Annotated in this window: 23 protein-coding genes; 16 read left to right on the forward strand and 7 right to left on the reverse strand. The window is 63.4% G+C overall.

Features of this window, described 5'->3' with window-relative positions; all coding sequences use genetic code 11:
• Positions 1 to 44 precede the first annotated feature (44 nt).
• Complete coding sequence (gene blaOXA, locus NL532_RS16145; protein ID WP_023828681.1) at positions 45 to 860, forward strand: class D beta-lactamase; 816 nt, start codon at positions 45 to 47, stop codon at positions 858 to 860.
• On the opposite strand, the gene NL532_RS16150 is transcribed toward blaOXA, so the two are convergent.
• The gene (locus NL532_RS16150) at positions 828 to 1,679 is read right to left on the reverse strand and encodes an SAM-dependent methyltransferase (protein ID WP_245270214.1); all 852 of its coding nucleotides are present in this window, start codon (positions 1,677 to 1,679) and stop codon (positions 828 to 830) included. The genes blaOXA and NL532_RS16150 overlap by 33 nt on opposite strands.
• A gap of 236 nt (positions 1,680 to 1,915) precedes the next feature.
• Here NL532_RS16150 and thrS point away from each other — a divergent pair, with 236 nt between their 5' ends.
• Positions 1,916 to 3,889: a threonine--tRNA ligase gene (gene thrS / locus NL532_RS16155; protein ID WP_023688279.1), complete on the forward strand. Its 1,974-nt coding sequence runs from the start codon at positions 1,916 to 1,918 to the stop codon at positions 3,887 to 3,889.
• A gap of 85 nt (positions 3,890 to 3,974) precedes the next feature.
• Complete coding sequence (locus NL532_RS16160; RefSeq protein ID WP_023688280.1) at positions 3,975 to 4,913, forward strand: lysophospholipid acyltransferase family protein; 939 nt, start codon at positions 3,975 to 3,977, stop codon at positions 4,911 to 4,913.
• A gap of 58 nt (positions 4,914 to 4,971) precedes the next feature.
• Here NL532_RS16160 and NL532_RS16165 read toward each other — a convergent pair whose 3' ends face one another.
• Together NL532_RS16165 and NL532_RS16170 are read right to left on the reverse strand one after the other, a co-directional pair.
• Positions 4,972 to 5,934 carry an RgsD C-terminal domain-containing protein gene (locus NL532_RS16165; RefSeq protein WP_023695450.1) on the reverse strand — a complete coding sequence of 321 codons (963 nt, stop codon included), beginning with the start codon at positions 5,932 to 5,934 and terminating at the stop codon, positions 4,972 to 4,974.
• Complete coding sequence (locus NL532_RS16170; protein ID WP_155923774.1) at positions 5,927 to 6,115, reverse strand: hypothetical protein; 189 nt, start codon at positions 6,113 to 6,115, stop codon at positions 5,927 to 5,929. The genes NL532_RS16165 and NL532_RS16170 overlap by 8 nt, the downstream gene beginning before the upstream one ends.
• Between NL532_RS16170 and NL532_RS16175 the strand changes: the two genes are divergently transcribed.
• Positions 6,099 to 6,683: a nitroreductase family protein gene (locus NL532_RS16175; protein ID WP_023723386.1), complete on the forward strand. Its 585-nt coding sequence runs from the start codon at positions 6,099 to 6,101 to the stop codon at positions 6,681 to 6,683. The two genes, NL532_RS16170 and NL532_RS16175, sit on opposite strands and share 17 nt — an antisense overlap.
• A 110-nt stretch (positions 6,684 to 6,793) precedes the next feature.
• Positions 6,794 to 8,686: a CASTOR/POLLUX-related putative ion channel gene (locus NL532_RS16180; protein ID WP_023828680.1), complete on the forward strand. Its 1,893-nt coding sequence runs from the start codon at positions 6,794 to 6,796 to the stop codon at positions 8,684 to 8,686.
• Here NL532_RS16180 and NL532_RS16185 read toward each other — a convergent pair.
• Both NL532_RS16185 and NL532_RS16190 read right to left on the reverse strand, forming a co-directional pair.
• A complete protein-coding gene (locus tag NL532_RS16185; RefSeq protein WP_023710650.1) occupies positions 8,683 to 9,558 on the reverse strand; it encodes an HpcH/HpaI aldolase/citrate lyase family protein in 876 nt (291 codons plus the stop codon). The two genes, NL532_RS16180 and NL532_RS16185, sit on opposite strands and share 4 nt — an antisense overlap.
• A complete protein-coding gene (locus NL532_RS16190) occupies positions 9,558 to 10,070 on the reverse strand; it encodes a MaoC family dehydratase (RefSeq protein ID WP_444848965.1) in 513 nt (170 codons plus the stop codon). The genes NL532_RS16185 and NL532_RS16190 overlap by 1 nt, the downstream gene beginning before the upstream one ends.
• Positions 10,071 to 10,161: 91 nt before the next feature.
• Between NL532_RS16190 and NL532_RS16195 the strand changes: the two genes are divergently transcribed.
• Entirely contained in the window at positions 10,162 to 11,283 is a 1,122-nt protein-coding gene (locus NL532_RS16195; protein WP_023710649.1) for a DUF2336 domain-containing protein, read from the forward strand.
• 4 nt (positions 11,284 to 11,287) lie between these two features.
• On the opposite strand, the gene NL532_RS16200 is transcribed toward NL532_RS16195, so the two are convergent.
• Together NL532_RS16200 and parE are read right to left on the reverse strand one after the other, a co-directional pair.
• Positions 11,288 to 13,357: an FUSC family protein gene (locus NL532_RS16200; RefSeq protein ID WP_023710648.1), complete on the reverse strand. Its 2,070-nt coding sequence runs from the start codon at positions 13,355 to 13,357 to the stop codon at positions 11,288 to 11,290.
• Between the two features lie 102 nt (positions 13,358 to 13,459).
• Positions 13,460 to 15,514, reverse strand: coding sequence for a DNA topoisomerase IV subunit B (gene parE, locus NL532_RS16205; RefSeq protein WP_023710647.1), 2,055 nt, complete (start codon positions 15,512 to 15,514; stop codon positions 13,460 to 13,462).
• A gap of 256 nt (positions 15,515 to 15,770) precedes the next feature.
• On the opposite strand from parE, the gene cpaB reads away from it, so the two are divergent.
• The 10 genes from cpaB to NL532_RS16255 all read left to right on the forward strand — a co-directional run bounded on the left by cpaB (position 15,771) and on the right by NL532_RS16255 (position 25,939).
• Positions 15,771 to 16,676: a Flp pilus assembly protein CpaB gene (gene cpaB, locus NL532_RS16210; protein ID WP_023710646.1), complete on the forward strand. Its 906-nt coding sequence runs from the start codon at positions 15,771 to 15,773 to the stop codon at positions 16,674 to 16,676.
• A 120-nt stretch (positions 16,677 to 16,796) separates the two neighbouring features.
• Complete coding sequence (locus tag NL532_RS16215; protein WP_023821414.1) at positions 16,797 to 18,155, forward strand: type II and III secretion system protein family protein; 1,359 nt, start codon at positions 16,797 to 16,799, stop codon at positions 18,153 to 18,155.
• 4 nt (positions 18,156 to 18,159) lie between these two features.
• Positions 18,160 to 18,426, forward strand: a complete 267-nt coding sequence (locus NL532_RS16220) for a hypothetical protein (protein ID WP_023667602.1) — start codon at positions 18,160 to 18,162, stop codon at positions 18,424 to 18,426.
• Positions 18,427 to 18,470: 44 nt separating this feature from the next.
• A complete protein-coding gene (locus NL532_RS16225; RefSeq protein ID WP_023681597.1) occupies positions 18,471 to 19,685 on the forward strand; it encodes a CpaE/TadZ family protein in 1,215 nt (404 codons plus the stop codon).
• On the forward strand, positions 19,682 to 21,103 hold the full coding sequence (locus NL532_RS16230; RefSeq protein ID WP_023667600.1) for a TadA family conjugal transfer-associated ATPase: 1,422 nt from the start codon (positions 19,682 to 19,684) through the stop codon (positions 21,101 to 21,103). The genes NL532_RS16225 and NL532_RS16230 overlap by 4 nt, the downstream gene beginning before the upstream one ends.
• A 4-nt stretch (positions 21,104 to 21,107) precedes the next feature.
• On the forward strand, positions 21,108 to 22,073 hold the full coding sequence (locus NL532_RS16235; RefSeq protein WP_023688292.1) for a type II secretion system F family protein: 966 nt from the start codon (positions 21,108 to 21,110) through the stop codon (positions 22,071 to 22,073).
• A gap of 1 nt (position 22,074) precedes the next feature.
• Positions 22,075 to 23,040, forward strand: coding sequence for a type II secretion system F family protein (locus tag NL532_RS16240; RefSeq protein ID WP_023828679.1), 966 nt, complete (start codon positions 22,075 to 22,077; stop codon positions 23,038 to 23,040).
• Positions 22,971 to 24,023 carry a PA3715 family protein gene (locus NL532_RS16245; RefSeq protein ID WP_245270211.1) on the forward strand — a complete coding sequence of 351 codons (1,053 nt, stop codon included), beginning with the start codon at positions 22,971 to 22,973 and terminating at the stop codon, positions 24,021 to 24,023. Before NL532_RS16240 ends, NL532_RS16245 begins: the two co-directional genes overlap by 70 nt.
• A 133-nt stretch (positions 24,024 to 24,156) precedes the next feature.
• Complete coding sequence (locus NL532_RS16250; RefSeq protein WP_023828677.1) at positions 24,157 to 24,627, forward strand: tetratricopeptide repeat protein; 471 nt, start codon at positions 24,157 to 24,159, stop codon at positions 24,625 to 24,627.
• A 142-nt stretch (positions 24,628 to 24,769) separates the two neighbouring features.
• The gene (locus NL532_RS16255; RefSeq protein WP_023828676.1) at positions 24,770 to 25,939 is read left to right on the forward strand and encodes a GGDEF domain-containing protein; all 1,170 of its coding nucleotides are present in this window, start codon (positions 24,770 to 24,772) and stop codon (positions 25,937 to 25,939) included.
• Positions 25,940 to 25,948: the final 9 nt, after the last annotated feature.

The following is a 25,948-nucleotide window of genomic DNA, read 5'->3' on the forward strand; positions in this document are numbered from 1 at the left end:
GACACTTGGCTAAGCGCCTCCTGTTCATTCCCAGGAGAGCCCACATGCGTCGGATCGAAACCCATCCCTTCATCACTGCCGCGGTCCTCTTCCTGCTGGCCTGGTTTCTGGGATTTCCGATGCGGGCGCAATCGGCTCCGCTTGGCGATGTCGCCTGCACGCTTATCCAGGACGCGGCGAGCGGCGAGACGCTCTATCAAAGCGGCGTCTGCGACCAACGCGTCAGCCCGGCGTCGACCTTCAAGGTGCCGCTGGCGCTGATCGGCTACGACAGCGGTATCCTGAGCGATGCGCATACGCCGACCTGGGACTACAAGCCTGAATTCAGGGCCGTGAGCCGCGACCACAAAGCCGTCGACCCGACGATCTGGGAGCGCGACTCGATCGTATGGTATTCGCGCGAGATCGTGCGCCGGCTCGGCGCAAAAAGCTTTGCCGGCTACGTCTCGAAATTCGGCTACGGCAACATGGATGTCTCGGGCGATGCCGACAAGGACAACGGGCTCACGCAATCCTGGATAAATTCCTCGCTTGAGATATCGCCGGTCGAACAGACAGCCTTCCTGCGCCAGCTGCTCGCCGGCAAGATGCCGGTTTCTGCCAAGGCGCATGAGATGACCCGAGCCATCCTGCCGACTTTCCAGGCCGGCGGCTGGACGGTGCGGGGCAAGACCGGCAGCACCAGGCTGGGAAACAGCAAGGACAAGCGCGCGCTGGGCTGGTTCGTCGGCTGGGCCGAAAAGGGCGGCCGCCCGATCGTCTTCGCCCGGCTGGTCGTCGACACCAAGCCGATCGACATGCCGAAAGGCCCGGCGACACGCGCGGCGTTACTGAGGGAGTTGCCGCAACTGGTGAAGTGAACTTGCTTTAGCTTCAAGTGCTCCGGCGGGCACGAAGGATGTGGCCGCCGGAATTCCTTGTCTCCGCCTTTGGCGTCTGGAGAAGCGGCCGGCGATGTCGCTGCTTTCCAGATCTTCGATCTCATCGAAGCCGAGCTCGCGCAGCGATTGCGCCAGTGCCGCGGGCACGAAGAAGCTGATCCAGGGCTCTCCGGCAGCGGCGACGCGCGCCGCATGGAAAGAGAGGGCAGCCTGTCCAGCCGCATCGCGGTTCTCGGCCGGCTCGCTGTAGTCGAAGACGACCTCCGAACCGGGCATGCCGGCAATCCAGGACAGGGTGCTGAAGATTGCGTCCTGGCTCAGATACGGAACGACACCCAGCCAGATGAAGAAACTGGGCTCGGTCTGCCGCAAACCGGCCGATGCCAGTTCATCCGCGGGGCGCTGGCGTTCGAAGTTGACCGGCACGAACATGGTGGCCCGCGGTTCGGCAAGACCAGCATCGGCGATGCATTTCCGTTTCCAGGCCTGTGTCGCCGGGTGATCGACTTCGAACACCGCGACATCAGGGTACGGATTGCGCAGCGAGAAAGTGTCGAGGCCGGCGCCGAGCACCACCACTTGCTGGACGCCCCGGCGCACCGCCGCAGCCAGCCAGTCCTCGGCGAGGCGAGCGCGCGCTGCCACGAACAGGCGCATGCGCCGGCTGCGCTCATCTTCCTGCTCGAGCTCCTGCACCGTCGGTGCGGCATCGCCCAGTATCGCACTCGCATATGGGTCGCGAAACAGCGCCGCCTGCTGCGAGAACTGGTGGAGGGCCCGCATGCGCGCGACGCCCAAGGCGGTTCGGCTGGGTTTTGCGTCTTCCATGCCGGGGATTCCAACCTCGTGTCGGGGAAATTCGCAAGCCTGTGCGACTGGCCTGCGACATCTGTCGCGCCATTTCCTGACAGCTGCGCCAACGACGGCTCTTTACCTGATGCCGCGTGGCCTCTAAAACCCGCCCGCTGCCGGATGCCTCCGGCTTCACACCACGACCACCCGCGCTCGTTTGCGGGACTGGATAGGAGATACAAATGCTGAATTCCGTTTCCCTGACATTTCCCGATGGCTCCGTTCGCGACTATGACGCGGCGATGACCGGTGCAGGCCTCGCCGAATCGATCTCGAAGTCGCTGGCCAAGAAAGCCGTCGCCTATGCCATCGACGGCACCGTTCGCGATCTTTCCGACCCGCTTGGCAAGTCCGGCAAGGTCGAGATCATCACCCGCACCGATCCGCGCGCGCTGGAGCTCATCCGTCATGATGCAGCACACGTGCTGGCGGAGGCAGTGCAGGAACTGTGGCCGGGAACGCAAGTGACCATCGGGCCGGTAATCGAGAACGGATTCTATTACGACTTCGCCCGCAACGAGCCGTTCACGCCTGACGATTTCCCGGTGATCGAAAAGAAGATGCGCGAGATCATTGCGCGCAACAAGCCGTTCACCAAGGAAGTCTGGTCGCGCGACAAGGCGAAAAAGGTCTTTGCCGAGAAGGGCGAGCGCTACAAGCTCGAGCTGATCGACACCATTCCCGAAGACCAGGATCTCAAGATCTATTCCCAGGGCGAATGGTTCGACCTCTGCCGCGGCCCGCACATGGCCTCGACCGGCCAGATCGGCAACGCCTTCAAGCTGATGAAGGTGGCCGGCGCCTATTGGCGCGGCGATTCGAACAACCCGATGCTGACCCGCATCTACGGCACGGCATGGGCCGAGCAGGCTGAACTCGATGCCTACCAGACGATGCTGGAAGAGGCCGAGAAGCGCGACCACCGCAAGCTCGGCCGCGAGATGGACCTGTTCCATTTCCAGGAAGAGGGGCCGGGCGTCGTCTTCTGGCACGCCAAGGGCTGGAAGATGTTCCAGAATCTGGTCAACTACATGCGCCGCCGCCTCGACGAGCAAGGCTACCAGGAGGTCAACGCACCGCAGGTTCTCGACAAGAGCCTGTGGGAGACGTCGGGCCACTGGGGCTGGTATCGCGATGCCATGTTCAAGGTGACGGTGGCCGGCGACGACACCGACGACGACCGCGTGTTCGCGCTAAAGCCGATGAATTGTCCGGGCCACGTGCAGATATTCAAGCATGGGTTGAAATCCTATCGCGATCTTCCCGTAAAGCTTGCGGAATTCGGCAATGTGCATCGTTACGAACCGTCCGGCGCCTTGCACGGGCTGATGCGCGTGCGCGGCTTCACGCAGGACGATGCGCACATCTTCTGCACCGAGGAGCAGCTGGCCGCGGAATGCCTGCGCATCAACGATCTAATCCTGTCGACGTACGCCGATTTCGGCTTCGACGATGTCAGCGTGAAGCTGTCGACGCGGCCGGATAAGCGCGTCGGCACCGACGAGGCCTGGGATCATGCCGAGGCGATCATGGGCAACGTGCTGGATACAATCAGGACGCGCTCGGGAAACCGCATCAAGACCTCGATCAATCCGGGCGAGGGCGCTTTCTACGGGCCGAAATTCGAATATGTGCTGAAGGACGCCATCGGCCGCGAATGGCAGTGCGGCACCACGCAGGTCGACTTCAATCTGCCGGAACGCTTTGGCGCCTTCTACATCGGTTCGGATTCGGAAAAGAAGCAGCCGGTGATGGTGCATCGCGCCATCTGCGGTTCGATGGAACGCTTTCTCGGCATCCTGATCGAGCATTATTCCGGTCATTTCCCGCTGTGGTTCGCGCCGCTGCAGGTGGTTGTGGCGACGATCACCTCGGATGCTGACGACTATGCGCGAAAGGTCGTCGCACAGTTGAAGGCGGCAGGACTTTTGGCCGAACCGGATCTGCGCAACGAGAAGATCAACTACAAGGTGCGTGAGCATTCGCTGGCCAAGGTTCCTGTGATCCTCGTATGCGGCAAGCGCGAGGCGGAAGAGGAGACGGTCAACATCCGCCGGCTCGGCTCGCGCGATCAGGAATCGCTCAAGCTGGCCGACGCGCTGAAGCTGCTTTCCGACGAGGCTGTTTCGCCCGACCGCAGGCGCAGCGCGGCCTGAGCAATCAATATTTCGGAGAAATGGCGGTGGAGCGATCCACCGCCATTTTCACATGCCTGTCACGCCAACCTTGTAACGAGCCCCCATGCTCAAGCTGAAGATACGGGAAAGGCCGTTTCCCGAACTCTCCTACGCCAATGCGAGCCAGCCGGCGCTGACGCGCTGGTTCATCCATTCCATTGAAGGTCTGTCGGGGCGCGACCGGTATGCCGCGCTCTATGATTTCTGGCGCCGCCAGGTGGCGCCGACCGGCGAGCGGGTGTTCAGCCGCATGCTGCAGCTGATCGACGTCAAGGTCCGCAGCACCGATCAGTGGCCGCCGGCAAAGCTGCCGGACACACCGCTGGTGATCGTAGCCAACCACCCGTTCGGCATTGGCGACGGCATTGCAGTGCTGTCGCTGGTCGAGCAGCTCGGGCGTCCGTTCCGCGTCATGATCCACAAGGATCTGCTGAAGGTCCGCGAAATGGAACCGTACTCGCTGCCGATCGACTTTTCCGAGACCAAGGACGCGGTGAAGAACAACATGGCGGTGCGCCACGAGGCAGTGCGGCTGTTGAAAGAGGGCGTCACCATAGTGGTATTTCCGGCCGGCGGCGTCGCCACCGCGCCGAGAGGCTTTGGCCGGGCGCGCGACCTGCCGTGGAAGATGTTTCCGGCGCGCCTCGTGCAGGACGCCAAGGCGTCGGTGGTGCCGATGCATTTTTCCGGGCAGAACGGCCGGCTGTTCCATCTGGTCAGCGGCCCGATGAACATGGGGGAGCGCGAAGGAAGGCTGGCGAAATTCGTCGGCAAGGCGTCGCTGACGTTGCGCCTTTCAATGCTCATCCGCGAATTCGCGCGGCTGTCCGGCAAAGCGATCGACGTTCGCGTCGGCAACGTACTGCGCTGGGATGAGCTGGAGCCGCTGCGCGACCGCAAGACCTTGCTTGATCGCCTTCATCGCGGCGTCTTCGATCTGGCGCCCGACGCACCGCGCAGCCGCGTCCACTTCCTGCAGCGCCGCCTGCGCAAGGCCGCCTGACGTAGCCCTGAACTACCACTTCAACTGAGAGCCAAACCGAGGCCAATGGGCGCGCCGGTCAGTCGGCGCCTTCCTCGGGATCGATGGCCGAGGCTTCGGTGGCCAGGACCTCGATCTCCTGGTTCTGTCCGGCAACGACGGTGAAATCCTTCTGGTAGATGCGGTCGCGGTTCTTGGCGATGATGGTGTATTGGCCCTCGGCCAAGACCATCGAGGCGAAGGCGCCGACGGCCTCCTTGATCGGATCGCCGGATTCGTTGAGCAGCGACCAGGATGTATCAGCGATGGCCTCGCCGCCGGTCTCGCGCACCAGCTTCATGGTCTCCTCCGCCGCGCGATGCTCGACGGTGGCTTCGGTCAGCTTGCCGGCCTCGACGCGGATGTCGGAGCGAATGACGGCATTGACCGCGCCATAGGTGGAGACGACATGGTAGACACCGGCGTTGAGCCGGACGACGCTGTTCGGCTCGACATCGGGAATGATCAAAGCGCGGTCGCCATTGGCCTCGGCGGTGCCCTCATAAATGGAGAAGCGCAGTTTTTTCGGCGGAATACGCACGCCGCCCGACAGCACCGCGTCGAGCTTGAGGCCGCCGGCATCGAGCACCAGGCTTTCGCGCCTGGCGTCCTTGCCGACGGTGATGCGCTTGGTGGCGCCGGCGCGTCCGTATGAGGCGTGGACCAGATAGCTGCCGGGTTCGAGCTGGAACACGGCGCTGCCGCCATGCGCGGAAGCCACCATCGGCAGCTTGCCGTCGCCGGCGGCCTCGGGCTTGAAGACGCGCCAGACGATGCCGCGCGTGATGTCGGCGCCCTTGTCGGTCAACTGCGCCGACAGCGTTATGGCACCGCCGCCACCGAGTGCCAGCGGCGTCTCGCCCTTGGGCGGTGCATAGCTCGAAATATCGGGGAGTTTCAGATTGCCGATGCCGTCGGCATTCTGCGCCATGGCCATCGAGGCCGGCGCAAACAGCGCTACGGCGAGCCAAATCAGGAAAAGGCGCGATGTCCCCTCAAACATGCCTTGCGTTGAAGCCCAAGGCGGTGGCAATTTCAAGGCTTAAGAGTCCGACCGCCTTGGCAACAGGTTCTTTCGTCGGCGCGCCCGCGCCAATGCCCGAGCCGCCCCGATCCGCAATGGCGCGCTTCAGCTCAAAATCGAGTGCTTTAGGAGACCTGGCCCCCATGGCGTCGCCGATCATCGACTTCCTGCTGACCCGAAACTCCGCACCGATTCCTGAATTGAAGGAACCGGCGCCCAGCGATGGCGATATCGCGACCATGATCGCGGCTGCAAGCCGGGTGCCCGATCACGGCCGGCTGGAGCCGTGGCGCTTCATCCTTTATCGCGGCGAGGCGCGCGTCGAGATCGGCAGGAAGCTGGCGGCGCTCGCCGAACAGCGCGAAGGACCGCTGCCGGAAAACCGCCGCAACCAGGAACTGGCTCGGTTTTCGCGTGCGCCGCTGGTGATCGGCGTGGTCTCGAGCCCGAAGGACAATCCAAAAATCCCGCAATGGGAAATGTTCCTGTCCGGCGGCATGGCGGCGATGAACCTGATGATCGCAGCCAATGCGCTGGGCTACGGCACCAACATGATCAGCAACTGGTATTCCGACGTGGCGGAGGGCAGGGCGCTGCTGGGAGTGGCGCCACAGGAACGTGTTGTCGGCTTCGTCCATATCGGCTGCTATCAGGGACCGGCGCCGGAACGGCCGCGGCCCGATCCGGCAAAGCTCTATGCCGATTATGCGGGGCCGTGGAACGGCTGACACCCGAAAGCGATTCCCCTTTATTTAAACACAGGCTAAGACAGCGGCTTCGGCGATGCGTTGGGGGTTGGCGCATCGACCATGGGGATTTTTTGGGGGTCGCCGGCGACATGAAGAAACGAGACTCGCTGCGAACCCGGCTGCGCTATGGGTTTGACAAGAGCATGGCGGCCGGGCTGATCGGCTGGCTCGCCGTCGCTTCGCTGCTGATCATCATCGCCGCCGCGGCTTTTCTTGCGGTGACCCGCATCGCGCCGGAGGGCGGCGAACCACTGAACTTCTTCGAAGCATTCTGGGAATCGCTGATGCGCACGCTCGATTCCGGCACGATGGGCGGCGACACCGGCTGGGCCTTTCGTCTCGTCATGCTCTTTGTCACGCTCGCCGGCATCTTCGTCGTGTCGGCCCTCATCGGCGTGCTCAGCGCCGGCGTCGACAGCAAGCTCGATGAATTGCGCAAGGGCCGTTCGCGGGTGCTGGAGAGCGACCACACCATCATCCTCAACTGGTCGCCGTCGATCTTCGACGTCATCTCCGAACTCGTCATTGCCAATGCCAGCCGCCGCCATCCGCGCATTGTCGTCATGGCCAATATGGACAAGGTGGCGATGGAGGACGAGATCGCCGCCAAAGTCGGCAGACTGGGCAATACACGCATCGTCTGCCGCAGCGGCGACCCGACCGACCTCTACGATCTGGCCATCGTCAACCCGCAGACCTCGCGCTCGATCATCGTGCTGTCGCCGGACGGCGACGACCCGGATTCGCAGGTGATCAAGACGGTGCTGGCGCTGGCCAACGACCCGAACCGGCGCACGGCGCCCTATAACATCGCCGCCGAGATCCGCGACGGAAAGAACGCCGAGGTTGCCCGCGTCGTCGGCGGGGCCGAGGTACAGCTTGTCCTGGCCGACCAGCTGATCTCGCGCATCGTCGTGCATTCGAGCCGGCAGTCGGGTCTCAGCGGCGTCTATTCGGAGTTGCTCGATTTCGACGGCTGCGAAATCTACACGACAGGACAGGCGGACCTCACCGGCAAGACCTTCGGCGAGGCGGTGATGGCTTATGAGCATTGCGCGCTGATCGGGCTCTGCGACCAAACCGGGCGCGTCAATCTCAACCCACCGTCGGAGCTGGTGATCGGCAAGGACATGCGCGCCATCATCATTGCCGAGGACGATGCCGCCATCAAGCTGGGAAGCGCGGCGGCCAAGATCGATACCGCGGCGATTCTTCGCCATCAGCCCATTGAGGCGAAGCCGGAGCGCACGCTGATCCTTGGCTGGAACCGGCGCGGTCCGATCATAACCTATGAACTGTCGCGCTATGTCGCGCCTGGTTCGATCCTGACCATCGCCGCCGATACGCCAGGCCTCGAACAGGAAGTTGCCGGGCTGCCGGTCGTCGGCGACAATCTGTCGGTTTCCTGCCGGATCACCGACACGTCGAGCAGCACAGCACTGGCAAGCCTGGACGTGCCTTCCTACGACCACGTGCTCGTCCTCGGCTACAGCGAGACCATGGCAGCGCAGCCCGCCGATACGCGCACGCTGGTGACGCTGCTGCATTTGCGCAAAATCGCAGACGATGCCGGCACGCATATCTCGATTGTCAGCGAAATGATCGACGTGCGCAACCGCGAGTTGGCGGCGGTGACCAAGGCCGATGACTTCGTCGTCAGCAACCGGCTGGTCAGCCTGATGCTGGCGCAGGCATCGGAGAACCAGAATCTCGCCGCGATCTTCGATGACCTGCTCGACGAGGAGGGCTCCGAAATCTACATGCGTCCGGTCGGCCACTATGTCGCCATCGATCAGCCGGTGACGTTCTGGACGATCGCGGAATCGGCGCGGCTGCGCGGCGAGATCGCCATCGGACATAGGCGCGTTCGCGCTGCGCAGAGTGATGAGCGGGCTCTGGGCGGCGTCACCGTCAACCCGTTGAAGTCGCAAGCGCTGGCCTACCTGCCTGAGGACCGGGTCATCGTGCTGGCGCGGGACTAAACCCCGACTGCCTTGGCGCGAGCCAGAAGCCGTTCGGCGAGCCTGAGATGCGGCCGGTCATACATCTTGCCGTCAATGCCGACCACGCCGGGATTTCCGGCCGCCTCGAAGGCCGCGACGATGGCCTGCGAGCGTTGCACTGCCTCCGCCGATGGCGTGAAGGCGGCGTTGATGACCGGCACTTGCGCCGGATGGATCGCCATCTTGCCGGTAAAGCCGTCACGCTCGGCCTCCGTGCATTCGGCTTCGAAGGCGGCCATGTCGCGAAAGGCGGGGAAAACCGTGTCGATCGCCGCGACTTCAGCTGCGCCGGCGGCAAGGATGGTCATGGTGCGGGCAAGGCGGAAGACATCGGTGTAGCGGCCGTTGTCGTCGCGCGCAGCCTGCGCGCCGATCGCCGCCGACAGATCTTCGGCACCCCAGGTGAGGCCGGCAAGCCTGGCGCTTGCCCCGGCATAGGTCGCGGCGGCCAGCAACCCAGCAGCGGTCTCGGTAATGATCGGCAGGATCTTGATCGCGCCATCCGGCAATCCGTTTTCGGCCTCATGTACGCGGAGCTTTACGGATAGCTGCTGGACATCCTGGCCGCTGTTCGACTTCGGCAGCATGATGCCGTCGGGTTTGACCGGAACCAGGGCGGCCAGATCATCGTCGGTCAACCCGGTCGATAGGTCGTTGACTCTGATATAGATGGCGGAGCTTGTCTGCTGCCTGTTGCCGGCAATAAAGCGTGCTGCGATGTCGCGTGCCGACGGCTTGTTTTGTGGCGCCACGGAATCCTCAAGGTCGACGATGACCACGTCGGCGCCGGCGCCAAAACCCTTCTCCAGTTTCTTTTTGGAATCCCCGGGCACAAACAGCAGCGAGCGCATCAGGCCGCCTTTTTCATCATCATCGCCTGGCGCGTGCATTTGGCAACGAGCACATCGTTCTGATTGTAGGCGTGATGCTCGAACTCGACGATGCCGCGGTCCGGCTTCGATTTCGAGTCCCTGACTGAGAGCACCGTCGTTTCGACACGGATGGTGTCGCCGTGGAAGACCGGGTGCGGAAACACCGTCTCCTTCATGCCGAGATTGGCAATTGTGGTGCCGACGGTGATGTCATTGACGGAAATGCCGATCATCAGGCCGAGCGTGAACAGCGAATTGACCAGCGGTCTGCCCCATTCGCTCTTGGCGGCGAAGTCGAAGTCGATGTGCAGCGGCTGCGGGTTCAGCGTCATCACCGAGAACAGCATGTTATCGCTTTCGGTGACGGTCTTGCGCAGCGTGTGCCGAAAGACATGTCCGACGACGAACTCTTCGAGATAAAGCCCGGGCATCGTTTTTCTCCTCCGCTGCCTGACGGTTGATAGGCGCTGCCCATGCCACCCGCAAGCCAGTTAATAAACATGGTGAACCGTTCGTAAACCATTTCTGCCTAGGGTCATTCCTGGGGCCGGAAGCTTTCCGGCAAGGGGCGTAGCAGGCAGTATGGTTGTCTCGCATTTTCTCAAATGGATCTACACCGCGAGAGTTTCGGAGCGCGCCGCGGCGGCGAGCGCGCTGGCCCGCGCCTACGTCAATTCCGACCTGCCTTTCGAAGACCGTTGCGCGGCCGAAGCGGCGCTGACGCTGCTGCTCGACGACGCCTCGTCGAAGGTGCGGCTGGCTATGGCCGAAGCGCTGTCGATGAGCCATCACGCGCCGCTGCAGATCATCAGCGCGCTTGCCTCCGATCAGCCGGAAGTGGCAGCCCTGGTGCTGGCGCGCTCCCCGCTGCTGACGGACGCCGACCTGATCGACCGCGTCGCGGCCGGGCACAAGGCGACGCAAAAACTGATCGCCGACCGGCCGGTCGTTTCGATGGCGGTTGCCGCGGCGATCGCCGAGATCGGCGAACCGGAAGCGTGTGCGGCGCTGCTCGCCAATGACGGCGCCGATATCGCGTCGCTCAGCTTCCGCCGCATGGCCGAGCGGCATGGCCATATCGCTCATTTGCGCGAGGCAATGGTCACGGATGTGCGGCTGCCGGCCGACTGCCGGCACATGCTGCTGGTCAAGCTCGGCGAAACGCTTAAGGCTTCGCCGCTGGTGATGGCGCTGATGGGGGCGGCCAGAGCCGAGCGGGTCACGCGCGATGCTTGCGTCAAGGCTTCGGTGCGGCTGGTCGAAGGCACGCGCACTGAGGAACATGCGGCACTTATCGAACATCTGCGCCTGCGCGGCGACCTGACCGCAAGTTTCATCATCCGTGCCATTGCCCACGGCAAGGTCGACTTTTTCGGCTCGGCCCTGGTTGCGCTCAGCCAGCAGTCGGAGCAGCGGGTGCGGGCCTTGCTCGCAGGCGGCCAGGACGTTGCGTTGCAGGCGCTCTTCCGCAGCGCCGGCCTTGCCGCTTCCACCCATGGCATCATGCTGCGCGCGCTCAAGATCTGGCGCGAAGTCGCCAACGGCAAGCGCCTCGCCGGCGTGCAGGAAGTCAGCTGGCTGATGCTGAAGGAACTCGGAGGTCAATCCACTGAGGGCGATCTCGCCGGCCTGGTCAAGTCGATCCATCTCGACGCGCTGCGGGAAAACGCGCGCGGGCATGCGCTGGCGATAGCCGCGGCCTGACGCCCTAGCCACGATCCCTGGTGAAGAAATCCGGGAAATCCTCGATCGCGGCGGCGATGATGCGCAGCGAGGCTGCGATCTGCAGCATATCCGCACCGCCGCTGCGCTCTGAAAGGCTGGCTGCATATTGCCGGGCCACAGTGACAGTTGCTGTCTGTGGATCGCCGGTTGCGCGAAAGAGCAGTTCACGCGCGAGGCCGCGCAGGAAATTGGCGATCGAGAGCGCGGTGTCGGTAGGAGTGGACGGCCTCTGCTGCGCGGCGCGCAGGCGCAGGATTTCGAGGCCGACGGTAACGGCGGCGACCCCGCCGCCCAGGATCGCATCGCCTTTCCTGCCGGCATTCTGCAAGAGCGGCATCAGCTGGTTGATGCGGTCATAGGCCAGGCTCTCGAAGGCCGAACGCCGCGGTACCCGCTCGTGCAGACACAGCCGCGCCAGATCCTCGCGCATGGCGCGCACGATGCGGTTGGCCGCGCGCCATGGATCGACCGGCAGCACCACGATGAAGACGCCGATGGCCAGCAGGATGCCGACCAGCACCGACGCCGAGCCGGCGAAGAACGGGCCTGGGGCATAGGTCATCGCCTGATGCGGGCTGAGGAAGGCGAGGAAATTGATTGCAAACGCCGTCGCCACGCCGACGGTGCGTGGATTGGCCATGCCCAGCGCCGTCGGTACCAGGATCGGCACGACAAACAGCGTGAACCAGCCGAAGCCGGGCAGGGCAGGCAGCGCGACCTGGCCGACAAGGAAGGCAAAGGGCAAAGCCAGCAGCGTTCCCTTGAAGAAGCCCCAGGACACCCGCACCGGGTCAGGCCGCGCGGCGAAAAGACTGGAGACGACGGCAACGAGGATGACGGTGCCGGCCGCGTCGGACCATTTCGTCGTCAGCCAGAAGGCGGCGACCGCCAACGTGGCAAGGCCGGCGCGTATGGCATTGCGCGAAGCCCCGGGATAATCGCGGTGCACCACCAGCGCAGGCGGCTGCCTGTTGCTCCGGCTGGGGCCCGTCACCGGTGCGCGCAGGGCGTCGAGGCCGCGCAGCACCTGCTTGAAGGCTTCGGCGAAATCGGCGGCGATGGTGAGGCGGGTTATGGTGCCGACCCTGTCGTCGCCCTGATCGGTCGAGGCGTCGGGCATTTGCCGGGCCTTGCCGGCAATCGCGTCGAGCCGCGTCACCCAGGGCGACGTGTCGTCCAGCGCCTCGGGCGTCGCTGCCAGCTCGCTGACCAACGACTGCAGTTCGGAGCGTACCGGAATGAGCGCTGCGTTTTTCGGCGCGGCATGCGAATGCAGCGCGCGCGCCGCCGACAGCGCCGAGAGAAGCTGACCGATGGTTAGGCGGACCGGATGGGCGCGGGTGGCGAAGCTCGGTGCTTCGAGCCGGGCATAGGCGCGCATCTCGGCCAGCATCTGGGCGTCGGTGATCAGCTTGCGGTGCAGGCCGGCCAGCGTCGCCGGGTCGCCACCGGAAAAAGCGCCGCCTGCATAGGTTGCAAGGTCGAGGATGCTGCGCTTCAGCCTGGAGATGATGGCGTCAGCGGCCAGCTTGGGCAGGATCAGCCGGCTGGTCAGGCCGGCGCAGACGATGCCGAGCACGATCTCGGCGCAGCGCGCGACAGCGAGATCGACGACCACGTGCGGCTGGCCGAAAGCCGGCAGCCCAATGATCATCGCGGTATAGCCGGCAAGTGCGGCGCCATAGGCTTCCGGATTGCGCAGCAGCGACGAAACCAGCGTGCACAGCCCAATCCAGACGGATAGCGCCGTGACCAGCAGCCAGGGATTGGTGCCGAAAACCGAGGTGATGCCGATCGCCGCAAGTCCACCGGCCAGCGTGCCGAGCAGCCGGTAAAAACCTTTCGCCAGCACCATGCCGGCGACCGGCTGGGCGACGATGAAGACCGTCATCATCGCCCATTGCGGGTGGTGGAGTTTCAACGCGTAAGCAGCGAGAAGCGCGATCAGACCGGCCGAAACCGTGCGCAGGGCGAAAATCCAATCCGAGCGCGTCGGCTGCGTCAGGCCCGCCAAACTGGTTTCGAAGTAGCTCTTCAGCCGCGCCCGGATCACAAGCTGGTCTCCGTATCGGAAGTGCAGGCTAGAGCAATTCCAGGAAAAGTTTGAAACGGTTTTCCGCCCGGAACTGCGTCAAAACGAAGAGTCGGCCGGCGCTCAGATATCCAGCACTTCCGTCGCGGCGAATTCGGCGCGTTCCTGGATGAAGCGGAAGCGGGCTTCCGGCTTGGTGCCCATCAGCGCGTCGACAGCATCCTTGGTCGCCGCCACGGCGTCGATGACATCGACCCGGAGCAGCGTGCGCTTCCTCGGGTCCATGGTGGTTTCCTTGAGCTGCGCGGCCATCATTTCGCCCAAGCCCTTGAAACGGCCGATCTCGACCTTGGCGCGGCCGGTGAATTCGGTGCGCAACAGCTCGTCCTTGTGCGCATCGTCCCTGGCATAGGCAACCTTGCCGCCTTGCCGGATCGAATAGAGCGGCGGCACCGCCAGATAGAGATGGCCGCCATTCACCAGGTTCGGCATTTCCTGGTAGAAGAAGGTGATCAGCAGCGAGGCTATGTGAGCGCCGTCGACGTCGGCGTCGGTCATGATGATCACGCGGTCGTAGCGCAAATCCTCGTCGCGGTATTTCGAGCGCGTGCCGCAACCGAGCGCCTGAATCAGGTCCGAAATCTGCTGATTGGCGGCTAGCTTGTCGTTGCCGGCGCTGGCGACGTTGAGGATTTTTCCGCGCAGCGGCAGCACCGCCTGGCTGGCGCGGTCGCGCGCCTGCTTGGCCGAGCCGCCGGCCGAGTCGCCTTCGACGATGAACAGTTCGGCGCCCGCGGCGGCATTCTGCGTGCAGTCGGCGAGCTTGCCGGGAAGGCGCAGCTTGCGCACCGCGCTCTTGCGCGACACTTCCTTTTCCTGGCGCCGGCGCACCCGCTCGTCGGCGCGCGCAATCACCCATTCCAGCAGCTTGGAGGCTTCCTGCGGATTGTCGGCCAGCCAGTGGTCGAAGGGATCGCGGATGGCGGTCTCGACAATGCGAATGGCTTCGATCGTTGCCAGCCTGTCCTTGGTCTGGCCGACGAATTCCGGCTCGCGAATAAACACCGACAGCATGCCTGCCGCCGAGATCATCACGTCTTCGGAGGTGACGATCGAGGCGCGCTTGTTGCCGACCAGGTCGGCATAGGCCCGAAGCCCGCGCGTCAGCACATTGCGAAAGCCGGCCTCATGCGTGCCGCCTTCGCCGGTCGGGATGGTGTTGCAGTAGGAGTTGACGAAGCCGTCACCGCCGAACCAGGTCACCGCCCATTCCAGCGAACCGTGGCCGCCCTGCTTCTCGCTCTTGCCGGCGAAGATTTCGCGGGTCACCTGGAAATCATCGCCGAGCGATGCCTTGAGATAGTCCTTCAAGCCGCCGGGGAAATGGAACTCCGCCTTGGCCGGCGTCTGGTCCTTTTCCTTGATCAGCGATGGGTCGCAGCTCCAGCGGATCTCGACGCCGCCGAACAGATAGGCTTTCGAGCGGGTCATGCGATAGAGCCGCGCCGGCTCGAAGGCGGCGCCCTTGCCGAAAATCTGCTCGTCGGGATGGAAGCGGATTTTGGTGCCGCGCCGGTTGTGCACTTCGCCGAGCTGCTCCAGCCCGCTCACCGGAACGCCGCGCGAGAACCTTTGACGGTAAAGCTGGCGACCGCGCGCGACTTCGACTTCGAGATGGTCCGACAGCGCATTGACGACCGAGACGCCGACACCGTGCAGACCGCCGGAGGTCTCATAGACCTTGCTATCGAACTTGCCGCCCGAATGCAGCGTCGTCATGATGACTTCGAGCGCCGGCTTCTTGAATTTCGGATGCGGATCGACCGGGATGCCGCGGCCATTGTCGGTAACGGTCAGAAACCCGTCGGCCGACAGCTCGACATCGATGAAGGTGGCATGGCCGGCGACCGCCTCGTCCATCGAATTATCGATGACCTCGGCAAACAGATGGTGCATCGCCTTGTCGTCGGTGCCGCCAATATACATGCCGGGACGGCGCCGCACCGGCTCCAGCCCCTCCAGCACCTCGATGTCGGCGGCGCTATAGCCCTCGCTGCCGTCCTTGGTCGCGGCAGGACGCTTCGTGGCCTGCACCAGCGGGTCGGTCGGGCGCGAAGGTGTCCGAGCCGGTTGGGGCTGCTTTTCCAGATTGCCGAAAAGATCGTTGTTGTCGTCCATGCCTACCATAGAATCCGTGCCGCGAATCACCCGTCGATACTGCCACGCTTTTCGGCGCCAAGCGACGGAAGTTCCTGTTACGTTCGGGGATTAAACCCTTCTTATCCTAAAACCTTTCGATAACCAAGCCGGCGGAAATAGGTCCGTGCGGAGCGGCCGCGATTCCTGAATCTTTAACAAAGCGGCCTAGCGTCGCTCCAACAAAACAAAAGACCACGAATGTCAGGGGTTGGTTGTGAGGGGCAAGGCCATAACGATGATTGGCATCGCTGCCGTCTTCGGCGCGATTTCAATCTTTGCCGCGGATTTCTGGGTGAAAAGCCAGGCCAAGGCCGGTGCCGAAGAGAAAACGGCGTCGATCCCGGCGCCCGCCGTCCCCAAGGTCGTCTTCAAGACCATAGTGGTGGCCAACGCGCCGCTGCGTTACGGCATGGAGCTTGACCGGGCGCAGCTCAGCGAAATCCCATGGTCCGAGGATTCGGTGCCGCAGGGCGCGTTCACCACAGTCAATGCATTGCTCGCCGAAGGCAGCCGCGTGGTATTGTCGCCGATCGAGGTCAACGAGCCGGTGCTGATCAGCAAATTGTCGGGGCCGAACGGCCGCGCGACGCTATCAAACATGATGACGCCCGGCATGCGGGCGGTGACAATCCGCACCGACGAGATCGCCGGTGTCGGCGGCTTCGTCATGCCGGGCGACCGGGTCGACGTGGTGCTGACACGCGATGCGGGCGAAATCCAGGAAGTGGCCAAGAACGCGCAGGGCGCTGCCGGATCGACCGTTACCTCCGAGATTGTCGTCTCCGACGCCAAGGTGCTGACCGTGGGGCAGGGCGCCGACGAGCGCCAGACCACACCGCAGATCGCCAATTCCGTCACCATCGAGGTGACGACCGAAGGCGCGCAGAAAGTGGCGCTTGCCCGCACCGTCGGCACCTTGTCGCTGTCGCTCCGCTCGGCCGCAGACGGAGGGGCCGCCAGGGACGGCGTCACCACCATCTCGTCCTTCGGCGGATCGGTCGCCTCCGGCGTCCAGGCCGCTGCCGGCGCGCTGTTCACTGCCGCGACCAAGGAGCCTGAGAAGCCGAAATTCAAGACGATCATCGTGACGCGCGGCACGCAGGTCGAAGAATACCAGGTTCCTGCGCGGGACCAGCAATAACTGCCGGTGGGGACCGGGCGAGGGACGGGACAGATGTCGGGACTTCATGCATTTCGAACTACGAAAGGGCTGCGCCCAATGCGGGCGCTTGCGGTGGGGGCTTGCCTGGCCGCGGCCGCAATGCTCGGCCTCAGTGCGCCAGCCAAGGCCGACAACGATATCGTCCATGTCTCGTCGACAACGAATGCGTCGATCAAGGTAGCCAAGGGCAAGCCGAAGACGGTCATGACCAATGCCGCCTTCTACCAGATCGTCATCGGCGATCCGGAGATCGCCAACGTCAATCCGCTGACCGACAAATCCTTCTATGTGCTGGGCAACAATCTCGGCACCACCGGCATCGCGCTGTTCGACGAGAACAAGCAGCTGGTCGGCACCGTCGACATCGAGGTGACGCTGGACACCGACCAGCTGGCCAGCACCATTCGCGCCAGCGTGCCGGACGCAAAGATCAAGGTCGGCTCGGCCAATGGCCGCGTCGTGCTGTCGGGCGAGGCCGATGACGCGGTCGCCGCCGAGAAGGCAAGCAAGATCGCCAGCCGCTTCTCCGGCAATGAAGAAGTGATCAATTCGGTCAACATCTCGTCCTCGCAGCAGGTTCAGCTCAACGTTCGCTTCGTCGAGATCAATCGCCAGGCCGGACAGGATCTCGGCGCCAAATACAGCGCCAATTTCGCTTACGGCATTGGCGGGCGCGACGTCACCCTCGATCCTGGCACGGTGCCGGGAGCCGGCAATGGCGAGATCATCGGCCGGCTGCTGTCCAACGGCCTGTCGATCGACGTCGCCATCAAGGCGCTGGAGGAACGTGGTCTCGCCAGGCGGCTGGCCGAGCCGAACCTGATCGCCCGCTCGGGCCAGACGGCAAGCTTCCTCGCCGGCGGCGAGTTCCCGATCCCGGTCTCCGAGGACAATGGCAAGATTTCCGTCAGCTACAAGAAATACGGCGTCAGCCTCGACTTCACGCCGACGGTTCTCAAGGACGGGCTGGTGAGCCTCGACATCGCGCCGGAAGTGTCCTCGATCGACGCTTCGGCCTCCTACAATATCGGCAATATCTCGGTCCCGGGCTTTATCGTGCGCCGCGCCAAAACATCCGTCGACCTGAAGAATGGCCAGAGCTTCATGATCGCCGGCCTGCTGCAGTCACAGAACGACATTACCACATCGCGTCTTCCCGGCCTCGGCAAGCTGCCGGTGCTCGGCTCGCTGTTCTCCTCCAAATCCTATCAGCGGCGCGAGACCGATCTGGTGATCATCGTCACCCCCTATCTGGTCAAGCCGGTCGACCCGTCGAAGAAGCTGCTCGAGCCGACCGACGGCACGCAGCCGGCCAGCAATGTCGACTATTTCCTCAACAACACCGAGGAAGTGAAATCGTCCGAAGCCAATCGTGCAGTGGCAATGGCCAGCGGCAGTACGGCACAGCCGGCCGCGGTCACCACCGTCGGGCATTTCCTCGACCTGCCGAAGGATTGAAGCCATGCGCGTGGAATCATGCATCGCCCTGCTGATCGCCGGCCTCGCCGGCGGCTGCACCAGCGACGACTATGTCCGCTCCGAGGGACCGACGATTGCCGCCGGCAACGCACAGGCCGCCAATACGGCCATGCAGATGGTCGATCCCTGGAAATACGGCGTCCAGAACACCAGGCTGCTGGTGCCGGCGCAGCGCAGTGAGGCGGCGGTCAACGCCGCCGACCAGGCTGCTGCCGCCAAGGCCGTGCAACCGACAGCGACAACCGATTGATTTGCCCGGTGATTTGACCGGGAATGACCTGACAGGCTGACAAAATGGCAAGCGGCATAAAGACCAAGAAAATCCTGCTGGTGTCCAGCGACCGGACCTTTGTGCAGGATACGCGCACCGCGTTCGCGGCCTCGGAGGTGATCCAGCTTTCGACCGTCGAGAAGAACATTACCGAACTGCGCGGCGAGGTCCAGGAAGCCGATTTCGGCGCGCTCATCGTCGACATGGATGCGGCAAAGCTGGAAGAGATCGAGTCGCTGCAGCGCATCATGCGCCGGCTTGAAGGCCGCGTTCCGGTGGTCGTCGTCACCCAGGAATTCAACGCAGCCGCAGTGCGTATCCTGGTGCAGCTCCAGGTCGCCGATTTCCTGGTCAAGCCGATCACCACCGCCGATCTGGTGCGGTCGGTCGTGCGCGCGCTGCAAGGGCCGGGGCGCGAAGAAAACACCGAGTCGCAGATCTATACCTTCATGCCGGCCGCCGGCGGCGTCGGCACCACGACGCTGGCGCTGCAGACCGCTTTCCAGCTGCATCATTCGGTGACGCGCGGCGCGTCGACCTGCGTGGTCGACCTCAACTTCCAGCAAGGCGCCTGCGCCGAATATCTCGACCTCGAGCCGCGCTTCGACATCACCGAAATCGAGAACCAGCCCGAGCGCCTCGACCGTCAGCTGCTGGACGTGATGCTGTCCAAGCATGCGAGCGGGCTCTGCGTGCTGGCGGCGCCAACGCATCCGTCGGAAATGCGCTCGTTCAAGACCGATGTCGTGGTGCGCATGCTCGATCTCGTTTCGGCCTATTTCGACAACGTCGTCATCGACATGCCGCGCACCTGGTTTCCGTGGACGGAAACGGTGCTGCTCGGCTCCAACAAGCTTTACATCGTCGCCGAAATGACGGTGCCGTGCCTGCGCCATACGCAGCGGCTGATCCAGGCGGTCTACGAGACGGCAGGCAAGGAAGTGAAGCCGAACGTGATCGTCAACCGTTTCGAGCAGAAGATGTTCGACAACGGCATAAAGCAGGCGGATGTCCAGGAAATCCTCGGCGAGCATTTCGTCGGCGGCATCTCCAACAATTACCGGCTTGTGCGTGAAGCGGTCGACCGCGGCGTGCCGCTGCATGAGATCGACCCGAACGCCAATGTCGTCAACGATCTGAAGAGGATCATCCTGCCGGAAGAAGCCGTGGTGACGCCGGAGAAATCGCGCTCGCTGTTCGGCATCGGCAGGGGCCTCCTGAAGAGGAAAGCCGGATGACCAGCCGCTTCTCGACCCTGCAGAACCGTGACGTCCGCGCGCTGAAGCCGGCCGAGGCGGCGCCGGTCGCGCATCACGCCGTGGTCATCCCGACGAACCGCAAGGCCTTGCCGCCGAAGCCGGAGACAACACCGGGAAAAAGCGCCAACAAGGTGCTCGATGCCCGCGTGCGCATCCACCGGCTGCTGCTCGAGGAAATCAACCTGGTCGCGCTGGAGCGCCTGCCCAAGGATGAGATGCGCCGGCAGGTGCAGGAGTTCGTGTCGGAAAAGACCCGCCAGGAGCGTATGGCGATCAACACCGTCGAACTTGAAGCGCTGGTCGATGACATCGTCGATGAGATGGTCGGCCTCGGCCCGCTGGAACCGCTGCTCAAGGACCCCGACATCAACGACATCCTGATCAACGGCCACCAGAACTGCTTCGTCGAAAAACGGGGCAAGCTGCAGCAGGTCCATATCCCGTTCAAGGACGAGGCGCACCTGTTGCGCATCGTCAACAAGATCGTCGCCGCCGTCGGCCGCCGGGTCGACGAATCGCAGCCGATGGTCGATGCCCGCATGCTCGACGGCTCGCGCTTCAACGCCGCCATTCGCCCGGTCGCCGTCGACGGGCCGCTGGTGTCGATCCGCAAGTTTTCAAAGAACAAGCTCGGCCTGCACAAGCTGGTCGAGTTCGGCGCCATCACCCAGAACATGGCCGAGGTGCTGGCGGCTGCAGTCCACGCCCGCAAAACGACCATCATCTCGGGCGGTACCGGCACCGGCAAGACGACGATGCTCAACGCATTGTCAGCCTTTATTCCGGAAGACGAACGGTTGATCACCATCGAGGACGCGGCCGAACTGCAGCTGCAGCAGCCGCATGTCGCGCGCATGGAAACGCGCCCCGCCAACATCGAAGGTCATGGCGAGCTGAAGCAGCGCGACCTGGTCAAGAACGCGCTGCGCATGCGTCCCGACCGCGTCATCCTCGGCGAGTGCCGCGGCGAGGAGGCCTTCGACATGCTGCAGGCGATGAACACCGGACATGAAGGCTCGATGGCGACCATCCACGCCAACACGCCTCGCGACGCCATTTCGCGCCTCGAGCAGATGCTGGGCATGACCGGCATGCCGATGACGGTGCAGTCGATCCGCAGCCAGATCGCCAGCGCGCTCGACCTTATCGTCCAGCTGACGCGACTGTCGGACGGCAAGCGCAAGGTGACCAGCGTCGCCGAGGTGACCGGCATGGAAGGCGACGTCATCCAGATGCAGGAGATATTCCGCTTCGTGCGCACCGGCATGGAGGCCGACGGCAAGATCCTCGGTCACTACGAGGCGACCGGCATTCGCCCGCGTTTCCTCGAGGACCTGCGCAATATGGGCATTGAATTCCCCGGCAAATATTTCGAACCCGGCCGGCCGCAGGAGTAGCCTTGTGTTCGAGAATTTCAGTCCGATCTATGTCGTCTATGCCGCGGCAGCGCTGACCGGCATCATGATCGCCGAAGGCTGCTATCTGCTCTATGCCGGCCGCAGCGACAAGCGCCTGGCTATCAACCGGCGCATGAAGCTGCAGGAAAACAAGATCAGCCAGGAACAGGTGCTGATCCAGCTGCGCAAGGAACGCGGCCTCGATTCCGGCACGTCATTCTTCTCGCCCGACCGTTTTCGCGCGCTGCGCACGCAGTCGGGCATGGTGATGCCCTTGCCGAAATTCCTGACGATGACGACGGGCGTGGCGCTGGCGATGATGCTCGTCGCGCTCTGGTACGGCCTGCCGCTGTTGCTCGCCATTTTGCTGTTTGTGGTGCTGACAGCGCTGCTGCCGGTAATTGTGCTGCGTTCCAAGCGTGCCCGGCGGGTGAAGCGTTTCGGCGTGCAGTTGCCGGAGGCGCTGGAATTGATCACGCGCGGCTTGAAGGCCGGGCATCCGGTTCCGGTGGCGATCTCGATGGTGTCGCGCGAGATGCCCGATCCGATCGGCACCGAATTCGGCGTTATCTCCGACGAGGTGACTTATGGTTCCGACCTGGTTTCGGCGTTGAATTCACTGTTTGATCGCGTCGGCCAGGAGGATCTGCCGCTGTTCGTCACCGCGGTTTCCATCCAGACGAGTTCGGGCGGCAATCTGCGCGAGATCCTCGACGGGCTGTCGACGACGATCCGCGAACGCGGCAAGCTGCGCCGCAAGGTGCGCGCCATTTCGACCGAGGGTCGTATGTCGGCCTATATTCTGACGGCGGTGCCGGCGCTGCTGTTCGCCGCCATCATGGTGATGATGCCGCAATTTTATCAAAGCGTCTGGGATGTGCCGAAGACCTGGTATCTGCTGGGCGGTTCGGTGACATGGCTGATGCTGGGCAACATCATCATGTTCAAGATGTCGAACTTCCGGTTCTGAGATGGAGCAGGCGATCCAGTTTCTTGCCTCGCTGGCGCCGACGTCGCTGATGCCGGTAGCCGCGCTGCTGCTGGCATTGGGCGGCAGCGCGGTGGCATGGCCGCTGGTGGTGGCCAAAGGCGACCGCAACGATCTCAAGCGCCGGCTCAAGATCGACGACAGCAAGACTCCCCAACAGGCCGAGGTGGCGCCGAAGAAGAACCAGAGCGTCGTGCGCGAGAAGGCGGTGAAGCGGGCGCAGGAATTCTACGCCAAGAGCGATCCGGAAAATGTCGCCCGGTTGCGTATGAAGCTGATCCAGGCGGGCTATATGGAGCCGCGCGCGGTCGGCACATTCTTCCTGATCCGCTTCGCCTGCCTGGTGGGCGCAGCGATCGGCGCGTTCCTGGTCAACCATTGGATGGGCAGCGCCGATTCCACCGCGACCAGCCGCTGGACCTTCATCATCCTGTCGGGAGCCGCCGGCTATTTCGTGCCCGGCCTGGTGCTCAGCCAGAAGGTGCGGGAAAAGATGCGCGAATACCGCAACGGCTTTCCCGACTTCATGGATTTGATGATCGTCTGCTCCGATGCCGGCATGAGCATGGAGGCCGGCATCGAGCGCGTCTCGAAGGAACTGGCCAAGACCTATCCGTCGCTGAGCCAGAATCTGCAGCTGGTGTCGCTGGAACTCAGGGCCGGCCGCAGCCTCGACGATGCATTGAAGGCGCTCGCCGACCGCCTCAGCCTGGACGAGGTGCGCTCCTTCGCCACGCTCTTGCAGCAGTCGAAGGAACTCGGCACCAGCCTCGCCGGGGCGCTGCGCGTGTTCTCTGACGAAATGCGCCACAAGCGCATGTCGTTGGCCGAGGAGAAGGCACATGCCTTGCCGGCCAAGATGTCGGTGCCGGTGGTGGTGTGCATCCTGCCGGTGGTGCTGATGATCGCCGTCATCCCGATCATCGTCAAAATGACGGCGGTTCAGTAGATACCAAGGCAGTAGATACCAAGTGGCCGCCCGGCGGCTTTCTGCGGTTACTCACTTCAACTACGCTTCGCCTGGATGTCATATCCGGCCGGTTTGGCCGCTCTCCTTCGGCAAAATCCGCAAAAAGCAAAATGAGTGAGCCGTCCATGCGAATAGTCTTGTGCACCGCCTTCCTCGGCCTCGCCGCGGCCAGTCTGTCGCCGGCCTCGGCCGCGGCCGACGATTGCGGCGACGCTGCCGCTCTGGTGCAGCAGGCATATCCCAAGGCCCAAAAGAGTGCCGATGGCGCCTCCTTCACGCTCGAACCTCATACCAGCATCGCCCAGACGCTTTGGGATGGCGATGCGCCATTCGGCGTGGTCTGCAAGATCTGGCCCGCCCATGACGACCTGTTGTTGGTCGCCGTGCCGCTGATCGACAGCTCCCAATCCAGCGACGACGGGCATGTCGGCGATGTCGAGCTTCTGGTCGTCGACAGGAAGACCCGGCAGGTGCGCCAGCGCGTGCTCCAGCCCGGGCTGATGACCGATGATGCCGTCGGCATCCGCGAGATCGACTTCGATACCGGGCGCTACAGATTGGCGCCCGATGTCGGCGCCTTCGGCCTGCGCATCGACATGGCAAGCCATTCGCAGCCGAATCCTTTCAGTGAAACCGACCTGCGGCTCTATGCCCTTGACGGCGGTGCTCTGCGCCTGGTGCTCGACGGCATCATCGTGGCCGGCTTTGGCGGCGAAGGCGACACCAATTGCGCGGGATCCTTTCAATCCAGCCGGGTCAGCCTGGCGATGAGCCCGGCGAGACATCACGGCTATCACGACATCACAGTGTTCGAGCGGTTGGACACCGACAATCCGTCTGTCGACAAGAATGGCGAGTGCCAGTCCCATCCCGGCAGGTTCATGAAACGAACCTACCGGCTGCGCTACGACGGCAGGCGCTATCAGTTTCCGGCGGGGCTCAAGGCGCTGGAGCCGGAATAGGCTTCGGTTGGTTAATGGCTTCTGTGCCCGAAACCAAATTTTAGGCGCGTTTCCGCACTGAAGTTTAATCGCCCTATTGTAGTCTGCTTCCTCAGAGAACGACCCGGTAAATCGGGCGATTGGGGCCAGGGGCATGCGTCACAGAAGTTTCACGGCAATGGCCGCGCTAGCGGCGGTCTTGATGGTCGGCGGCTGCACGACCGACAACGTCGACAAAACCAAGACCACATCGATCCAACCGGTGGCAAAAGACGTCAGCACCTCCGACCTTGCGCAAGGCAAGGCGCAGTTCCGCGAGGCCAATTACGGCCTTGCCGAACAGCATTTCCGCAAGGCCGTGGAACTGAAGGCCGACAGTGCCGAGGGATGGATGGGGCTTGCCGCCACCTATGACGAACTCGGCCGCTTCGACTTCGCCGACCGCGCCTACGACCAGCTTTTGAAGGTTGCCGGGCGCAAGCCGCAGATTGTCAACAATATGGGCTATTCGCAGCTGCTGCGCGGCAACAAGAAGAAGGCGAGGGCGCTGCTCATGGAAGCAAGGGCCGGAATGGCCGACCCGAGCGTGATCAACGCCAATCTGGTGCTGCTCAACAAGGGCTGAGACTCTTCGCGGGGGCGGCAGTCGACGCTTTGTAAACCCTGTCGGCAGCTTGCTTTGAAACCGGCAGAAAACCGGTATCTCCGGCCGGTTGCATGCCTATGATGCGCCACAAATCGAAGATCCCGAAGGTTGCCGCTCATCCATGCTGGATTTCAGTTCGCTATTGCTGGCGGCTGCGCTGTCGGGCACATGCCTGAGCGTCACCATGTTTGTGATCTGGTTCACGGCGCCGCGTGCACGCTTCGTGCTGACGGTTGCGTGCGGCATTCTCGTCCTTGTCGCCCACGTCATCGTCTTCTGGCGCTACACGAGGGAGCCCAGTCCGTTGCTTTGTCAGGCAGCGTTGGCGCTGCTCAGCCTCGGTTTCCTGGCGCTTTCACTTTCGGCCATGCAATATCTTGGTGTGCGCAATTACAGCCGCGCTGTCCTGCCGGCCATGCTCGCGATCGCTGTCTGCGCCGGCGTGACCTATCTCGGTTTCGATGGTGTCGGCTTCATCCTCACCTATGCGACGGTAACAGTGCTGCTCGCCTCGATCGGGATGATGTTCTGGATCAAGGGCGGTCATGATCGCGGCATTCTGCTGGTCGTTTCGGCGCTAAGCGGCGTCTGCGGCGTATCCTTCGGGCTCTGCGGCGCTGTGCTTCTGGTCAAGGGCCAGTGGGTGCTCGGCGTCGCGCCCGACAATTGGGCCGAGCGGTTGAATTCGGTCGTGGCGGTCGCCTGCATGACGGCTCTCGGCGCGCTGACGCTGTCGCTGCATCATCTGCAGGCACAGATCGAACTGAAGGCCGAGACCCTGACCGACCCGTTGACCGGTCTGATGAACCGGCGGGCTTTGAACTCGCTTTATCGCGAGCGCGTCTTCGGCCCGTTCATGTCGGTCGCCATGTTCGACCTCGACCACTTCAAGCGAACCAACGACGTCTATGGCCATCCCGTCGGCGATCGGGTGCTCTGCCGTTTCGCCGCAGTCATCAAGAAGTATGACAGGGTTGGCGTCGACGCCTTCCGGCTGGGCGGCGAGGAGTTCGCGTTGGTCATGTCTCGGATGACCGAAGACAAGGCCTACGATCTCGCCAGCAGGATCGGCGTAGCCTTCGGCACGGAAGTGGTGCCCACGCCGCGTGGGCCGTTGCGCAGCAGCGTCAGCGGCGGCATTGGCTTTGGCAAGGAGGACGGCAGCAGCCTCGAGGACGTCCTGGCCGAGGCCGACAAAGCGCTTTACGCGGCCAAGCACGCGGGGCGGAACCGCGTGCTTGTTCTGAACCGGGTAAGCAAGGCCGATGGGCCGGCCTTGCGTTCAGCTTGATCGGCTAAG

Source organism: Mesorhizobium sp. C120A, assembly GCF_030323105.1.
Lineage (GTDB): Bacteria > Pseudomonadota > Alphaproteobacteria > Rhizobiales > Rhizobiaceae > Mesorhizobium.

Bases quoted from the DNA above. Each gene is read 5' to 3' on its own strand.
- blaOXA (WP_023828681.1), top strand. From the start codon at position 45: ATGCGTCGGATCGAAACCCATCCCTTCATCACTGCCGCGGTCCTCTTC.
- thrS (WP_023688279.1), top strand. From the start codon at position 1,916: ATGCTGAATTCCGTTTCCCTGACATTTCCCGATGGCTCCGTTCGCGAC.
- NL532_RS16160 (WP_023688280.1), top strand. From the start codon at position 3,975: ATGCTCAAGCTGAAGATACGGGAAAGGCCGTTTCCCGAACTCTCCTAC.
- NL532_RS16165 (WP_023695450.1), bottom strand. From the start codon at position 5,934: ATGTTTGAGGGGACATCGCGCCTTTTCCTGATTTGGCTCGCCGTAGCG.
- NL532_RS16175 (WP_023723386.1), top strand. From the start codon at position 6,099: ATGGCGTCGCCGATCATCGACTTCCTGCTGACCCGAAACTCCGCACCG.
- NL532_RS16170 (WP_155923774.1), bottom strand. From the start codon at position 6,115: ATGATCGGCGACGCCATGGGGGCCAGGTCTCCTAAAGCACTCGATTTT.
- NL532_RS16180 (WP_023828680.1), top strand. From the start codon at position 6,794: ATGAAGAAACGAGACTCGCTGCGAACCCGGCTGCGCTATGGGTTTGAC.
- NL532_RS16185 (WP_023710650.1), bottom strand. From the start codon at position 9,558: ATGCGCTCGCTGCTGTTTGTGCCCGGGGATTCCAAAAAGAAACTGGAG.
- NL532_RS16195 (WP_023710649.1), top strand. From the start codon at position 10,162: ATGGTTGTCTCGCATTTTCTCAAATGGATCTACACCGCGAGAGTTTCG.
- parE (WP_023710647.1), bottom strand. From the start codon at position 15,514: ATGGACGACAACAACGATCTTTTCGGCAATCTGGAAAAGCAGCCCCAA.
- cpaB (WP_023710646.1), top strand. From the start codon at position 15,771: ATGATTGGCATCGCTGCCGTCTTCGGCGCGATTTCAATCTTTGCCGCG.
- NL532_RS16215 (WP_023821414.1), top strand. From the start codon at position 16,797: ATGCTCGGCCTCAGTGCGCCAGCCAAGGCCGACAACGATATCGTCCAT.
- NL532_RS16220 (WP_023667602.1), top strand. From the start codon at position 18,160: ATGCGCGTGGAATCATGCATCGCCCTGCTGATCGCCGGCCTCGCCGGC.
- NL532_RS16225 (WP_023681597.1), top strand. From the start codon at position 18,471: ATGGCAAGCGGCATAAAGACCAAGAAAATCCTGCTGGTGTCCAGCGAC.
- NL532_RS16230 (WP_023667600.1), top strand. From the start codon at position 19,682: ATGACCAGCCGCTTCTCGACCCTGCAGAACCGTGACGTCCGCGCGCTG.
- NL532_RS16240 (WP_023828679.1), top strand. From the start codon at position 22,075: ATGGAGCAGGCGATCCAGTTTCTTGCCTCGCTGGCGCCGACGTCGCTG.
- NL532_RS16250 (WP_023828677.1), top strand. From the start codon at position 24,157: ATGCGTCACAGAAGTTTCACGGCAATGGCCGCGCTAGCGGCGGTCTTG.
- NL532_RS16255 (WP_023828676.1), top strand. From the start codon at position 24,770: ATGCTGGATTTCAGTTCGCTATTGCTGGCGGCTGCGCTGTCGGGCACA.